This is a genomic window from Pseudomonas sp. PSE14 (assembly GCF_029203285.1).
Taxonomy (GTDB): domain Bacteria; phylum Pseudomonadota; class Gammaproteobacteria; order Pseudomonadales; family Pseudomonadaceae; genus Pseudomonas.
Genome location: NZ_CP115669.1, coordinates 4,478,274 through 4,491,296, shown reverse-complemented (window position 1 = coordinate 4,491,296; position 13,023 = coordinate 4,478,274). Strand labels below are relative to the sequence as shown.

The window sequence follows — 13,023 nt, the reverse complement described above, 5'->3', positions numbered from 1 at the left end:
ATGCCCAGCCATGACCTCGACTACCGCATCCTTGGCGAATCCATGCAGACCGTGGAGATTGAACTGGACCCCGGAGAGACGGTGATCGCCGAAGCCGGCGCCATGAACTACATGACCGGCGGCATCCACTTCGCCGCACGCATGGGCGACGGCTCGGACTCCAGCCTGCTGGGCAAGTTGTGGAGCGCCGGCAAGCGCAAGTTCAGCGGCGAATCGGTCTTCATGACCCACTTCACCAACGAGAGCCAGGACAAGCAGCATGTTGCCTTCGCCGCACCCTATCCCGGCAGCGTGGTGCCGGTGCGCTTGGGCGAAGTCGGCGGCAAGCTGATCTGCCAGAAGGACTCGTTCCTCTGCGCGGCCTATGGCACCAAAGTCGGCATCGCCTTCGCCAAGCGCCTGGGCGCGGGCTTCTTCGGTGGCGAAGGCTTCATCCTGCAGAAGCTGGAGGGTGACGGCCTGGTCTTCGTCCATGCGGGCGGCACGGTGATCCGCCGTGAGCTGAAGGACGAGACGCTGAGGGTGGACACCGGCTGCCTGGTGGCCTTCACCGATGACATCGACTACGACGTGCAGCTGGCCGGCGGCCTGCGCAGCATGCTGTTCGGCGGCGAGGGCCTGTTGCTGACCACCCTCAAGGGCACCGGTACCGTCTGGCTGCAGAGCCTGCCGTTCTCGCGCCTGGCCGAGCGCATCTACGACGCCACCTACCGTGCCCGTGAAGAGGTAAGGACCAACTCCGAATGACCGCCCTGCGTCTCGCTCTCGTCACCTGCCTGGCCCTGCTGGCCGGCTGCAGCTCGCTGCTGTTCTATCCCAGCCCCGATGTCGCCATCACCCCCACGCGCGCCAAGCTGGAGTATCGCGACGTCACGCTGACCACCGCCGATGGCGTGAAACTCTCCGCCTGGTGGCTGCCGGCCAAGACCGGTGTGCCGGTGAAGGGCACCGTGCTGCAGTTGCACGGCAACGGCGGCAACATGGCCTGGCACCTGGGCGGCACGTACTGGCTGCCTGAGCAGGGCTACCAGGTGCTGATGGTCGACTACCGCGGCTACGGCCATTCCGAAGGCGAGCCGAGCCTGCCGGCGATCTACCAGGACATCGACGCCGCCTTCGCCTGGCTGGACAAGGCACCGGAAGTACAGGGCAAGCCGTTGGTCCTGCTCGGCCAGAGCCTGGGCGGTGCCATGGCGGTGCACTATTTGGGCATGCACCCACAGCGGCAGAAGCAGTTGCACGCCGTGGTGCTCGACGGCGTTCCGGCCAGCTACCGGCAGGTGGCGCGCTACACCCTGGGTAATGCCTGGCTGACCTGGCCGCTGCAGGTGCCGCTGTCCTGGGTGGTGCCGGATGGCGACAGTGCGATTCGTTCGATCCCGCGACTTTCTGGCGCACCCGTGCTGTTCTTTCACAGCATCGACGATACCATCGTGCCCCTGGACAACGGCCTGAGCCTCTACAAGGCCGCGCCGCCGCCGAAAGTCCTCCAGCTGACCCGCGGCAACCACGTGGAAACCTTCGGCGAACCGGTCTGGCGCGAAGTGATGTTGCGCTTCCTCGACGATCCGCAGCACTTCACCGGATTGCGCCGGCTGGCCGAAGTCCCGAACTCGTCAACGCCGGAACCCGCCCCAGCGGGTTCCACAGAACAAGGCAAGCCATGAACGACCGCAATCCGATCTCGTACATTCTCACCGTCATCGCCACCATCTTCGTGTCGGTTGGCACGCTCTGGTACTACGGTTACCTGCACTTCGCCAAACCCGAGGATGCGCTGGAGCTGAGCCAGTTCACCATGCTGAAGAGCATTCCCGGCCAGGACACCAAGCTGGCGCTGGACCCGGCCGACCAGCAGGCGCAGTGCATCGACGGCGTGCTGGTGATGTTCGACATGACCCAGAAGGGCCTGACCGGCGTGCTGGTCGACGGCCGCAAGCGTGCCGTACGCTGCATGGGTCAGGAGACTCCCCAGCAAGTGAAGTGATGGGAGAACCCTGGCGCCGCTGACAAGGGAGGAAGCAGCATGAGCCACCCTGAAATCCGCGTCTGGCAGGGCGACATCACCCGTCTCGACCTCGACGCCATCGTCAATGCCGCCAACAGCTCGCTGCTGGGTGGCGGTGGTGTCGATGGCGCCATCCACCGCGCCGCCGGCCCCGAACTGGTCGCCGCCTGCCGCCCGCTGGGTGGCTGCCGGACCGGCGAGGCGAAGATCACCCCCGGCTTCCGCCTGCCGGCGCGTTTCGTCATCCACACCGTCGGGCCGGTCTGGCGCGGCGGCGGCCACGGCGAGCCGGAACTGCTCGCCCAGTGCTATCGCAACAGCCTGCAGCTGGCCGAGGACAAAGACCTGGCCAGTATCGCCTTTCCGGCCATCAGCACCGGCATCTATGGCTATCCCGCCGAAGCGGCGGCGCAGATCGCCGTCGATGAGCTGCGCCGTGCGCGTCCGGCGGGAAGCTCGCTGAAGGAGCTGGTGCTGGTGGCGTTCTCGGCCGAGATGGCGGAGTTGTACCGGCGACTGCTGGGCTGAGGACTTTTCCACAGGCTCATTTCTGACGGGACTCTGCGCGCGCCGGTGACTGTGGGTGTTCTTCGTAGGATGGCGTAGAGCGAAGCGAAACCCATCAAGGCGGATAACGCTGCGCGTTATTCGCCCTACAGGCCTTCATGAGCAGCGCCGGGAGCGTAGGGCGTATAGCGTTCGACGTTATACGTCGTTTGCCTTGGCTTCCGGGCGTACCGATTCCAACCCGAGCCCCAGCCATAGGGCGCTCCGAGTTCGACCCAGGCACCCGCTGATGATCGCGGTGTATCGGCGTACAACCGCGAACGGTTGTACGCCCTACAGCGGTTTTCCTCAGCCCTGATAACGCAACAACCGCAACCCGTTGAACACCACCAGCAGGCTGGCGCCCATGTCGGCGAACACCGCCATCCACAGGGTGCCCTCGCCGGCCAGGGTCAGGGCCAGGAACACCGCCTTGATACCCAGCGCCAGGCTGATGTTCTGGATCAGCACGCGATGGGTCTGGCGCGACAGGCGGATGAAGGACGGCAGCTTGCGCAGGTCGTCGTCCATCAGCGCCACGCCGGCGGTTTCGATGGCGGTGTCGGTACCCGCTGCGCCCATGGCGAAGCCGATGTCGGCGCGGGCCAGGGCGGGAGCGTCGTTGATGCCGTCGCCGACCATGCCGACGCGGCGGCCGCCTTCCTGATGCTGTTTCACTTCATTGAGCTTGTCCTCCGGCAGCAGGTTGCCCTGCGCCGCATCGATGCCCACCTGGGCGCCGATGGCAGCGGCGGTGTGCGGGTTGTCGCCGGTGAGCATCAGGGTTTTCACGCCCAGCTCATGCAACTGTGCAACCGCCTCGCGGCTGGTTTCCTTCACCGCATCGGCCACCGCGAACAGGGCCAGCGGACCTTCGGCATCGAGCAGCACAATCACCGTCTTGCCCTGCTGTTCGAGGGCGTCGAGGCGGGCTTCCAGCGCTTTCGAGCAGAGACCGAGTTCCTCCACCAGACGGTGGTTGCCCAGGTGATAGAGACGGCCATCGATCTCGCCCTTCACGCCACGGCCGGGCAGGGCGGTCAGCTCGCCGACGCCGTAGAGCGCGAGATTGTCCGCTTCGGCGGCGCGGGCCACGGCCTGTGAGACCGGGTGATCGGAGCGCGCAGCCAGGCTGGCGGCGAGGACGCGCACATCGGCTCCGGCCAGTTCACGCAGCGTCGTGTAGTCGGTCTGGCGCGGGCGGCCTTCGGTCAGGGTGCCGGTCTTGTCCAGGGCGATCCAGTCCAGCGAGCGGCCCAGTTCGAGGAATACCCCGCCCTTGATCAGGATGCCCAGACGCGCAGCCGCCGAAAGGCCGCTGACGATGGTCACCGGGGTGGAGATCACCAGGGCGCAGGGGCAGGCGATCACCAGCAGTACCAGGGCGCGGTACACCCAGTCCAGCCAGGCTCCGCCGAAGAACAGCGGCGGCAGCAGGGCGGTGGCGATGGCGATGAGGAACACCACCGGCGTGTAGATGCGCGAGAACTGGTCGACGAAGCGCTGGGTCGGCGCCCGCGAGCCCTGGGCCTCTTCCACGGCGTGGATGATACGCGCCAGGGTGCTGTCGTCGGCGACGCGAGTGACGCGGTATTCCAGTGCGCTCTCACCGTTGATGGTGCCGGCGAACAGCGTATCGCCCGCCTGTTTCTCCACCGGCAGGCTCTCGCCGGTGATGGGCGCCTGGTTGACGCTGGAGCGGCCGTCGAGCACCTCGCCATCCAGCGCGATGCGTTCGCCGGGGCGCACGCGTACCCGCGCACCGAGGGTGACGGACTTGGCGGGCAGTTCCTTCCATTCACCGTCCACCTGCACCGTGGCCTGTTCCGGCGCCAGTTGCAGCAGGCCACGAATGGCGTTGCGCGCACGCTCCAGGGACTTGGCTTCGATCAGTTCGGCGATGGCGAACAGCACGGCGACCATCGCCGCTTCCGGCCACTGGCCGATCAGCATGGCGCCGGTCACGGCGATGCTCATCAGCGCGTTGATGTTCAGGTTGCGGTTCTTCAGCGCGATCCAGCCCTTGCGGTAGGTCGGCAGGCCGGCGCCGAGGATGGCCGCCACCGCCAGCGCCGCCACCAGCCACTGCGGGCCGATGGCGAACCATTCGAAGAACTCCGATGCCGCCGCGGCCACGCCGGCCAGCGCCAGTGGCCACCAGGGTTTCTGCTTGGCGGCGGGGGCTGCGACTGGGGCGTCGTCGTCCAGCGGCTCGGCCTGCATGCCCAGCGAAGCCACCAGTTTCTGCAGCGGTTCGATGCTGTCGAAACGGTGCTGCACGCGCAGCAGGCGCTGCATCAGGTTGAAGTCGAGGTTTTCCACCGCCGACACGCGTCCGAGGGCGTCACGCAGCAGGCGTTCCTCGGTGGGGCAGTCCATGGCTTCGATGCGCAGGCTGGTCCAGCGCAGCTCGCCGCTGGCGGCGCCGCTCACCGCGGTTGCAGCGTCACGGGCCAGCGCGCTGTGATCCTCGCCGTGGTCGTGGTCGTGGTCATGCGCATGATGGGCAGGTGCAACTGCCGGCGCGCGCAGCAGCGCGCCCTTGTCGCAGCCGCAGCAACTCGCGGCGTCGCTGTGTTGCTGATCCTGGACGGGGCCGTGGATGATCGGCCCCTGGCGATTGGCAGTCATGTCGTCCGTTCCTGTTTGACGAGTTGCCACTGATTGCACACCCTGTAGTAACTACAGAGTCAAGACTGTCTTTAACCAGGAGGTCGAAGATGAAGATCGGTGAACTGGCGAAACTGACCGGTTGCCCGGTGGAGACCATCCGCTACTACGAGCGCGAAGGCCTGCTGCCGGAGCCGTCGCGTAGCGAGGGCAACTACCGGCAGTACGATGCGATCCATGTGGAGCGGCTGTCGTTCATCCGCCATTGCCGTTCGCTGGACATGACCCAGGACGAAATCCGCATCCTGCTCGGCCTGCGCGACCGCCCCGAATCCGACTGCGGCACCGCCAACCGGCTGATCGACGAGCACCTGCACCATGTCGAGGTTCGGATTGCCGAACTGCAATCGCTCAGCCAGCAATTGCGCGACCTGCGCGCCCGTTGCAGCGGCGATGGCAGCAGCGAGGACTGCGGCATCCTGCGCGAGCTGGAGCAGCCGGCGGAGCCGTCGGTGATTCCGGAGGCTTGCTCGGAGGCGGGGCATCTGCACGTGCCGGGCGTCCACGGCCGGCATTGAACGTAGGGCGTATAACGCTTCGCGTTATACGCCGTTTCACGGGACTTCGAGTACAACTGCGGAGCCAGGGCTGGTCGAGGTGTATCGGCGTACAACCGTGAACGGTTGTACGCCCTACGCACTTCCAGGTAGCTCCTGGGCTGGGCGGGTTCGCGAGCAAGCTCGCTCCTACGGGTAAAGCAAAACGCCCCGGCGATTGCCGGGGCGCTTTCTTTCAGGAGTGGTTCGACTCCTTGGCCTCCGTCAATTCATGCAGGTACTTGCGCGACAGCTGCAGGAAGCGCGGCGTCGGGCCGATGTCCTCGTAGATCGGGTCACCCTGTTCGTCCTGCGCCACCACCTTCTGCCCCTTCACGTAGGGGAAGCTCGCTTCCAGCTCTTCCAGCGCCGAGCCGACCAGCTCCCCCAGGATCTCCTCAACGCTGCGCTTGGGATACATGTCATGCAGGGCGGCCAGCCGCGCGGCGGTTTCCACGTCCAGCGGGATGCTGTAGTGATGCTTGGTCATGCGCCCCCTGGCGTTCTGTTCCCAATGGCGTACCAGATCGCGGATTTTCATGTTCACCTCTGTAGCCCGTTCGTGGCGGGCGTGTGGGACGGGCCTCGTGGGTCCGCCGGCAGGTTTTCCCGATGGCCTCGGGATCACTTTGAGCCTAGTCGCTGTCCGAGCTGGATGGCTGGCGTTCGTCGCACGCTTGTCAGCCGGTGTCGCCAGCGGCACTGTAAAACTCTCAGCACAAGGAGACCCGTCATGCCGGATATCGATGCGCGCCTGCGCGAGGACGTTCACCTGTTGGGCGAGTTGCTGGGGCAGACCATCCGCGCCCAGTACGGACAAGGCTTCCTCGACAAGATCGAACTCATCCGCACCGGCGCCAAGGCCGCGCGGCGCGGCTCGGCGGAAGGCGCCCGGCAACTGACGGCGACCCTCGACGCGCTGGGAGAGGACGAGCTGCTGCCGGTGGCGCGGGCCTTCAACCAGTTCCTCAACCTGGCCAACATCGCCGAGCAATACCACCGCATCCGGCGGCGCACGCCCAAGGAGCCGGAGCCCTTCGAGAACCGCGTGCTGGGCGAGCTGCTCGGCCGCCTGCGCAAGTCCGGCCTGGGTGCCGAAGGCTTGGCGCGGCAGGTGGCGGCGCTGGAGATCGAGCTGGTGCTGACCGCGCACCCCACGGAAGTGGCACGGCGCACCCTGATCCAGAAATACGACGCGATGTCCGCGCAACTGGCGGCCGACGATCACACCGACCTGCTGCCGGAGGAGCGCGAAGCGGTGCGCGGGCGCCTGCAACGGCTGGTCGCCGAGGCCTGGCACACCGAGGAAATCCGCCGCACCCGGCCGACCCCGGTGGATGAGGCCAAATGGGGCTTCGCGGTCATCGAACATTCCCTGTGGCAGGCGCTGCCGGCCTTCCTCCGGCATGTCGACGCCACCCTGCAACAGACGCTGGGCGAGCGTTTGCCACTCTCCGCCGCGCCGATCCGCTTCGCCTCCTGGATGGGCGGGGACCGCGACGGCAACCCCAATGTCACCGCCGCCATCACCCGCGAAGTCCTGCTGCTGGCGCGCTGGATGGCCGCCGACCTGTACCTGCGCGATGTCGATAGCCTGGCCTCGGACCTGTCCATGCAGCAGGCCAGCGACGAACTGCGCGCTGAGGTGGGGGAGGTTGCCGAACCCTATCGCGCGCTGCTCAAGCAACTGCGCGAACGCCTGCGCGCTACCCGCGCCTGGGCCGAGCGGGCCATTCACAGTGGCGAGGCGCCGGGCGCGGAGGTGCTGCAGGACAACCGCGAGCTGCTCGAACCGCTGCAGCTCTGCTACCGCTCGCTGCAGGACTGCGGCATGGGCGTGATCGCCGACGGCGCGCTGCTCGACTCCCTGCGCCGCGCGGCCACCTTCGGCCTGTTCCTGGTGCGCCTGGACGTGCGCCAGGACTCCACGCGCCACGCCAGGGCAATGAGCGAAATCACCGAATACCTCGGCCTGGGCAACTACGCCGAGTGGGACGAAGCCGTGCGCCAGGAATTCCTCCTGGAAGAACTCGCCAGTCGTCGCCCCCTGCTGCCGGCGAACTACGCGGCATCGCCGGAAACCGCCGAAGTCCTGGCGACCTGCCGGGTGGTGGCCGAGGCGCCGGCGGCGTCGCTGGGTTCCTACGTGATCTCGATGGCCGGGCAGCCCTCCGACGTGCTCGCCGTGCAGTTGCTGCTCAAGGAGTGCGGGCTGCAGCGGCCGATGCGCGTGGTACCGCTGTTCGAGACCCTGGATGACCTGGACAACGCCGGCCCCTGCATCGATCGCCTGCTTAGCCTGGACAGCTACCGCACGGGCCTCGCCGGCCCGCAGGAAGTGATGATCGGCTACTCCGATTCGGCCAAGGACGCCGGCACCCTGGCCGCGGCCTGGGCGCAGTACCGGGCGCAGGAGGCGCTGGTGGATATCTGCCGCAGCCACGGCGTCGAGCTGCTGCTGTTCCATGGCCGCGGCGGCACCGTCGGCCGTGGCGGCGGCCCGGCCCACGCGGCGATCCTCTCGCAGCCGCCGGGCTCGGTGGCCGGGCGTTTCCGCACCACCGAGCAGGGCGAGATGATCCGCTTCAAGTTCGGCCTGCCGGGTATCGCCGAGCAGAATCTCAACCTCTATCTCGCCGCGGTGCTGGAAGCCACGCTGCAGCCGCCGCCGGTGCCGGAGCCCGCCTGGCGCGAGGAGATGGACCGGCTGGCCGCCGATGGCCTCGCCGCCTACCGTGCGGTGGTGCGGGAGAACCCGCAGTTCGTCGACTACTTCCGCGAGGCCACGCCGGAGCAGGAGCTGGGCCGCCTGCCACTGGGCAGCCGTCCGGCCAAGCGCCGCGAGGGCGGGGTGGAAAGCCTGCGGGCGATTCCGTGGATCTTCGCCTGGACCCAGACGCGCCTGATGCTGCCGGCCTGGCTCGGCTGGGAGGAGGCGCTGCTGAACGCCATCGAACGGGGCGAAGGCGCGCTGCTGGGGCGCATGCGCAAGGAGTGGCCGTTCTTCACCACCCGCATCGACATGCTGGAGATGGTGCTGGCCAAGGCCGACCGGGAAATCGCCCAACTCTACGACGAGCGTCTGGTGCAATCGGAACTGCGACCATTAGGTGCACATTTACGCGACCTATTGTCGCAGTCGGTGCGCGTGGTACTGGGGCTGACTGGGCAATCCCAGTTGCTCGGCAACGCCGCCGAGACCCGCGAGTCGATCGGCGTGCGTAACACCTACCTGGACCCTTTGCACCTGCTCCAGGCTGAGCTCCTTGCCCGTTCCCGACGTTGCGCGGGCGACGCCTGCGGCGGTCTGGAGCAGGCGCTGCTGGTCACGGTGGCAGGCATCGCCGCCGGTCTGCGCAACACCGGCTGAGGCTGTGCGACCCCCCACCAATGGTGGATTGCGCAAGGGCGAAATGGCGGTAATTTGATGGCTGATCGAGGGTGATTCGCCGGCCCTCGACTGGCTTTCAGGGTCGCCAGGGGCGGCTTGTGTGGTGGGGGGCCGCTGTGTATCGTGAGCAACCTTTCGGCGCGCCTTTGCGCCATTTAAAGCATGATGAGATTGGCCCCATGAGGCGGATCCGTGATTTCGCTTAACAAGTATTAAGGAGCATATCGATGCGTGTGATTCTGCTCGGGGCGCCCGGTGCCGGCAAAGGTACCCAGGCTCGCTTCATCACTGAGAAGTTCGGCATTCCGCAGATCTCCACCGGCGACATGCTGCGTGCGGCGGTCAAGGCGGGCACCGAGCTGGGCCTGAAGGCCAAGAGCGTGATGGACGCCGGCGGTCTGGTCTCCGATGACCTGATCATCAACCTGGTGAAAGAGCGCATCGCTCAACCCGACTGCGCCAAGGGTTTCCTGTTCGACGGTTTCCCGCGCACCATTCCCCAGGCTGAAGCCATGAAGGAAGCCGGTGTCACCATCGACAACGTGATCGAGATCGCCGTGGACGACGAGGAAATCGTCGGCCGCATGGCCGGTCGCCGCGTTCACCCGGCCTCGGGCCGCGTCTACCACATCCAGCACAACCCGCCGAAGGTGGAAGGCAAGGATGACGTGACCGGCGAAGACCTGATCCAGCGCGAAGACGACAAGGAAGAAACCGTGCGTCACCGCCTGTCGGTCTACCACTCGCAGACCAAGCCGCTGGTCGATTTCTACCAGAAGCTGGCCGCCGTCGAAGGCACCCCGAAGTACACCTGCGTCGAAGGTGTCGGCTCGGTGGAGCAGATCACCGCCAAGGTGTTCGCCGCCCTCAGCTGATTGCCCCGCGCAATGCCAAAGGCCCGCACAATGCGGGCCTTTGGCGTTTATAATGCCCGCCCTTTTTCATCGCCTGTTGGATAAAACCATGCCCACGCTGCTGGCCCTGGATACCTCGACCGAAGCCTGTTCCGTCGCGCTGCTGCATGACGGCCGCCGGTATGTTCGCCACGAGGTGATCCCGCGCCTGCACGCCCAGCGGCTGCTGCCGATGGTGCAGGACATCCTCGGCGAGGCCGGTATCGAACTGTCCGCCGTGGAGGCCATCGCCTTCGGCCGTGGCCCCGGCGCCTTCACCGGCGTGCGCATCGCCATCGGCGTGGTCCAGGGCCTGGCCTTCGCATTGCAGAAGCCGGTGCTGCCGATCTCCGACCTGGCCGTGCTGGCCCAGCGCGCCTACCGTGAGCACGGCGCGACCCAGGTGGCCTCGGCCATCGACGCGCGCATGGACGAGGTGTACTGGGGTTGCTATCGCCTGGAGCAGGGCGAGATGCGCCCGGCCGGCGCCGAGGCGGTACTGCCGCCCGAAGGCGTGGCGCTGCCGCGTGATGCCCAGGGTGAATGGTTCGGCTCCGGCACCGGCTGGGGTTTCGAAGCGCGCCTGGCGGTGAAAGTCGCGGCCCACGACGCCAGCCTGCTGCCCCACGCCGAGGACCTGCTGACCCTGGCCGAGTTCGCCTGGGCGCGCGGCGAGGCGGTTGACGCGGAGCAGGCCCAGCCGGTTTATCTGCGCGACAACGTGGCGACACCCAAGAAGGCCTGATCCAAGCCAATTGACCCGGATTGCACCCGCTCGCTAGAGTGAATGTATTCCCACCGAGTTTTTCGCCATGCGTATCGACGGTCTCGTTTCCACTTCCCAGGCGCCTGAGCGCACTGCCCGCACGGGCACTGCAGTCACGCCCTATCGGGACGTGCAGCGTGATGTCGAGTCTCGCCGCGAGCAGCCCGCGCCGACATCGGCCAGCCAGGGCTTCGAGCAGCAGCCACAGGTCCGCCGCGTCGAAGCCGGCAACGCCAGCAGCTACAGCGTGCCGGCCACCCTGCGCGACAACCTCGATTACCAGCGTCCGTTGAGCTCCCGCGCGGCCCAGGCGCTCGCCAGCTACACCAGCACCGCCAGCATGGGCGGCCAGTACGAGGGCCAGGAAGTCCTGGGTCTCGACCTCTACGCCTGATTTCATGAGTCTGCCGTACTACCTGGGCTGTCCCTCGTGGAACGAGCCGGCCTGGCGCGGCACCTTCTACCCCGCCGACCTGCGCGCCGCCGAGACGCTGGGCTTCTATTCCCAGGTCTTCAACGCGGTGGAAGGCAACACCACCTTCTATGCCCGGCCCAATGCCGAGACCCTGAAGCGCTGGGCGCAGACCATGCCGGCGAACTTCCGCTTCTGCGCCAAGCTGCCCCGCGATATCAGCCACGAAGGCGACCTGCGCGGCCAACTGGAAAACACCCAGGACTTCCTCGACCTGCTGGCGCCGCTGGGCGAGCGGGTCGCACCGTTGTGGCTGCAGGTCTCCGCGAGCTTCGGCCCGGATCGTCTCGGCGAACTGGCAGCCTGGCTGGATGCCTTCGCCGAACGCCGGCTGGCGGTGGAAGTGCGGCACCCGGCGTTCTTCGCCAAGAGCGAGGAGGAGCGGGCGCTGAACCGGCTGCTGCTGGATCGCGGCGTCGAGCGCATCTGCCTGGATTCCCGTGCGCTGTTCGCCTGCCGCTCCGACGATCCAGCAGTGCTGCATGCGCAATCGAAGAAGCCGAAGGTGCCGGTGCGCCCGGCGGCCTTCAGCGACAGCCCGCAGGTGCGCTTCATCGGCGGGCCGGATCTGGAGGCCAACACCGCCTTCCTCACGCCGTGGATCGCCAAGGTAGCGGAGTGGATCGAGCAGGGCCTGACGCCCCACGTTTTCCTGCACACCCCGGACAACCACCGCGCCGCCGAACAGGCGCAGCGCTTCCACGCGCTGCTGCGCGAGCGCCTGCCGGGCTTGCCGGCGCTTACCGAGCCGAAGCCTGAAGTGGAACAGCTCGGCCTGCTCTGAGCGGCCAACTGTGCATGGCACGCCGCCGGCGACAGGACTAACCTGCTCCTTCCCCTATTCGGCAAGGAGGTCGCCATGACCACTCAACAACAGCGCGGCGAAGCGTTCCGGGCGCTGCACCAGCGCGATGGTCTGTTCGTTCTGCCCAATCCCTGGGACGCGGGCTCGGCGAAAATGCTCGCCCACCTGGGCTTCGAAGCGCTTGCCAGCACCAGCGCAGGGTTGGCGTTCTCCCTTGGCCGGCCCGATGCCGAGGGTGCGGTCAGTCGTGAGGAGGCATTGGCCAATGCTCGGGCGATCATCGAGGCAACGCCGCTGCCGGTGGCCGCCGACCTGGAAAACGGGTACGGCGACGAACCGGAAGACTGTGCCGAAACCATCCGTCTCGCCGCCGCCTACGGGTTGGTCGGCGGCTCCATCGAGGATGCCACCGGCCGTCCGGATGCGCCGATCTACCCGCTGGAGCTGGCCGTAGAGCGGGTCAGCGCCGCGGTGCAGGCCGCTCGTGCGCTGCCGTTCCCCTTTACCCTGGCGGCGCGGGCGGAGAACCTGCTGCATGGCCGCAACGACCTGGACGACACCATCCGTCGCCTGGTGGCCTTCGCCGAAGCGGGCGCCGATGTGCTCTACGCGCCGGGCCTGAAGACCAGGGAGGAAATCGCTGCAGTGGTCAGCGCCGTGAAGCCGCGGCCGGTCAACGTACTGGTGGGGTCGCCGGCGCTGCAGGTGAACCTGGAGGAGCTGGCCGAACTGGGCGTGAAGCGCGTCAGCGTCGGTTCCAACTTGGCACGCGTGGCCTTCGGCGCCTTCTTCAGCGCGGCCGAGGCGTTGGCCAAGGGGGATCTGAAACCGATGAACGGGGCGATGCCGTTCGATCGCATCAACCAGCTGTTTCGCGGTTGAGCCGCTGTTGAGCCCGTTGCAAGGCGCGCTGCGCTAGAATCGCGGTTTTTTCCA

At 67.1% G+C, this 13,023-nt stretch carries 13 protein-coding genes; 11 read left to right on the top strand and 2 right to left on the bottom strand.

Annotation, left to right across the window (positions count from 1 at the left end):
• Genes O6P39_RS20540 through O6P39_RS20525 form a run of 4 tightly spaced genes read left to right on the top strand, consistent with a single transcriptional unit; the run spans position 1 to position 2,536 of the window.
• Positions 1–747 carry a TIGR00266 family protein gene (locus O6P39_RS20540; RefSeq protein WP_275608277.1) on the top strand — a complete coding sequence of 249 codons (747 nt, stop codon included), beginning with the start codon at positions 1–3 and terminating at the stop codon, positions 745–747.
• Positions 744–1,667, top strand: a complete 924-nt coding sequence (locus O6P39_RS20535) for an alpha/beta hydrolase (protein WP_275608276.1) — start codon at positions 744–746, stop codon at positions 1,665–1,667. The genes O6P39_RS20540 and O6P39_RS20535 overlap by 4 nt, the downstream gene beginning before the upstream one ends.
• Positions 1,664–1,987: a hypothetical protein gene (locus O6P39_RS20530; protein ID WP_275608275.1), complete on the top strand. Its 324-nt coding sequence runs from the start codon at positions 1,664–1,666 to the stop codon at positions 1,985–1,987. The genes O6P39_RS20535 and O6P39_RS20530 overlap by 4 nt, the downstream gene beginning before the upstream one ends.
• Positions 1,988–2,026: 39 nt before the next feature.
• Positions 2,027–2,536: an O-acetyl-ADP-ribose deacetylase gene (locus O6P39_RS20525; protein ID WP_275608274.1), complete on the top strand. Its 510-nt coding sequence runs from the start codon at positions 2,027–2,029 to the stop codon at positions 2,534–2,536.
• A 327-nt stretch (positions 2,537–2,863) separates the two neighbouring features.
• Here O6P39_RS20525 and O6P39_RS20520 read toward each other — a convergent pair whose 3' ends face one another.
• Positions 2,864–5,185 (bottom strand): heavy metal translocating P-type ATPase, encoded by a 2,322-nt coding sequence (locus tag O6P39_RS20520; protein WP_275608273.1) that lies wholly within the window; start codon positions 5,183–5,185, stop codon positions 2,864–2,866.
• An 89-nt stretch (positions 5,186–5,274) separates the two neighbouring features.
• Here O6P39_RS20520 and cadR point away from each other — a divergent pair, with 89 nt between their 5' ends.
• Positions 5,275–5,742, top strand: a complete 468-nt coding sequence (gene cadR / locus O6P39_RS20515) for a Cd(II)/Pb(II)-responsive transcriptional regulator (protein ID WP_275608272.1) — start codon at positions 5,275–5,277, stop codon at positions 5,740–5,742.
• Positions 5,743–5,956: 214 nt separating this feature from the next.
• On the opposite strand, the gene O6P39_RS20510 is transcribed toward cadR, so the two are convergent.
• Positions 5,957–6,301, bottom strand: a complete 345-nt coding sequence (locus O6P39_RS20510; protein WP_275608271.1) for a pilin assembly protein — start codon at positions 6,299–6,301, stop codon at positions 5,957–5,959.
• Between the two features lie 192 nt (positions 6,302–6,493).
• On the opposite strand from O6P39_RS20510, the gene ppc reads away from it, so the two are divergent.
• The 6 genes from ppc (at position 6,494) to O6P39_RS20480 (ending at position 12,969) form a co-directional block, all read left to right on the top strand.
• Positions 6,494–9,130, top strand: coding sequence for a phosphoenolpyruvate carboxylase (gene ppc, locus O6P39_RS20505; protein ID WP_275608270.1), 2,637 nt, complete (start codon positions 6,494–6,496; stop codon positions 9,128–9,130).
• 248 nt (positions 9,131–9,378) lie between these two features.
• Positions 9,379–10,026 carry an adenylate kinase gene (gene adk, locus O6P39_RS20500; protein WP_275608269.1) on the top strand — a complete coding sequence of 216 codons (648 nt, stop codon included), beginning with the start codon at positions 9,379–9,381 and terminating at the stop codon, positions 10,024–10,026.
• Between the two features lie 88 nt (positions 10,027–10,114).
• Positions 10,115–10,789, top strand: coding sequence for a tRNA (adenosine(37)-N6)-threonylcarbamoyltransferase complex dimerization subunit type 1 TsaB (gene tsaB, locus O6P39_RS20495; RefSeq protein ID WP_275608268.1), 675 nt, complete (start codon positions 10,115–10,117; stop codon positions 10,787–10,789).
• Positions 10,790–10,856: 67 nt separating this feature from the next.
• Complete coding sequence (locus tag O6P39_RS20490; RefSeq protein ID WP_275608267.1) at positions 10,857–11,204, top strand: hypothetical protein; 348 nt, start codon at positions 10,857–10,859, stop codon at positions 11,202–11,204.
• A gap of 4 nt (positions 11,205–11,208) precedes the next feature.
• On the top strand, positions 11,209–12,066 hold the full coding sequence (locus O6P39_RS20485) for a DUF72 domain-containing protein (protein ID WP_275608266.1): 858 nt from the start codon (positions 11,209–11,211) through the stop codon (positions 12,064–12,066).
• A 75-nt stretch (positions 12,067–12,141) separates the two neighbouring features.
• Positions 12,142–12,969 (top strand): isocitrate lyase/phosphoenolpyruvate mutase family protein, encoded by an 828-nt coding sequence (locus O6P39_RS20480; protein WP_275608265.1) that lies wholly within the window; start codon positions 12,142–12,144, stop codon positions 12,967–12,969.
• Positions 12,970–13,023 lie beyond the last annotated feature (54 nt).

Coding starts and splice junctions, on each gene's coding strand:
- O6P39_RS20540 (WP_275608277.1), top strand. CDS start 1: ATGCCCAGCCATGACCTCGACTACCGCATCCTTGGCGAATCCATGCAG.
- O6P39_RS20535 (WP_275608276.1), top strand. CDS start 744: ATGACCGCCCTGCGTCTCGCTCTCGTCACCTGCCTGGCCCTGCTGGCC.
- O6P39_RS20530 (WP_275608275.1), top strand. CDS start 1,664: ATGAACGACCGCAATCCGATCTCGTACATTCTCACCGTCATCGCCACC.
- O6P39_RS20525 (WP_275608274.1), top strand. CDS start 2,027: ATGAGCCACCCTGAAATCCGCGTCTGGCAGGGCGACATCACCCGTCTC.
- O6P39_RS20520 (WP_275608273.1), bottom strand. CDS start 5,185: ATGACTGCCAATCGCCAGGGGCCGATCATCCACGGCCCCGTCCAGGAT.
- cadR (WP_275608272.1), top strand. CDS start 5,275: ATGAAGATCGGTGAACTGGCGAAACTGACCGGTTGCCCGGTGGAGACC.
- O6P39_RS20510 (WP_275608271.1), bottom strand. CDS start 6,301: ATGAAAATCCGCGATCTGGTACGCCATTGGGAACAGAACGCCAGGGGG.
- ppc (WP_275608270.1), top strand. CDS start 6,494: ATGCCGGATATCGATGCGCGCCTGCGCGAGGACGTTCACCTGTTGGGC.
- adk (WP_275608269.1), top strand. CDS start 9,379: ATGCGTGTGATTCTGCTCGGGGCGCCCGGTGCCGGCAAAGGTACCCAG.
- tsaB (WP_275608268.1), top strand. CDS start 10,115: ATGCCCACGCTGCTGGCCCTGGATACCTCGACCGAAGCCTGTTCCGTC.
- O6P39_RS20490 (WP_275608267.1), top strand. CDS start 10,857: ATGCGTATCGACGGTCTCGTTTCCACTTCCCAGGCGCCTGAGCGCACT.
- O6P39_RS20485 (WP_275608266.1), top strand. CDS start 11,209: ATGAGTCTGCCGTACTACCTGGGCTGTCCCTCGTGGAACGAGCCGGCC.
- O6P39_RS20480 (WP_275608265.1), top strand. CDS start 12,142: ATGACCACTCAACAACAGCGCGGCGAAGCGTTCCGGGCGCTGCACCAG.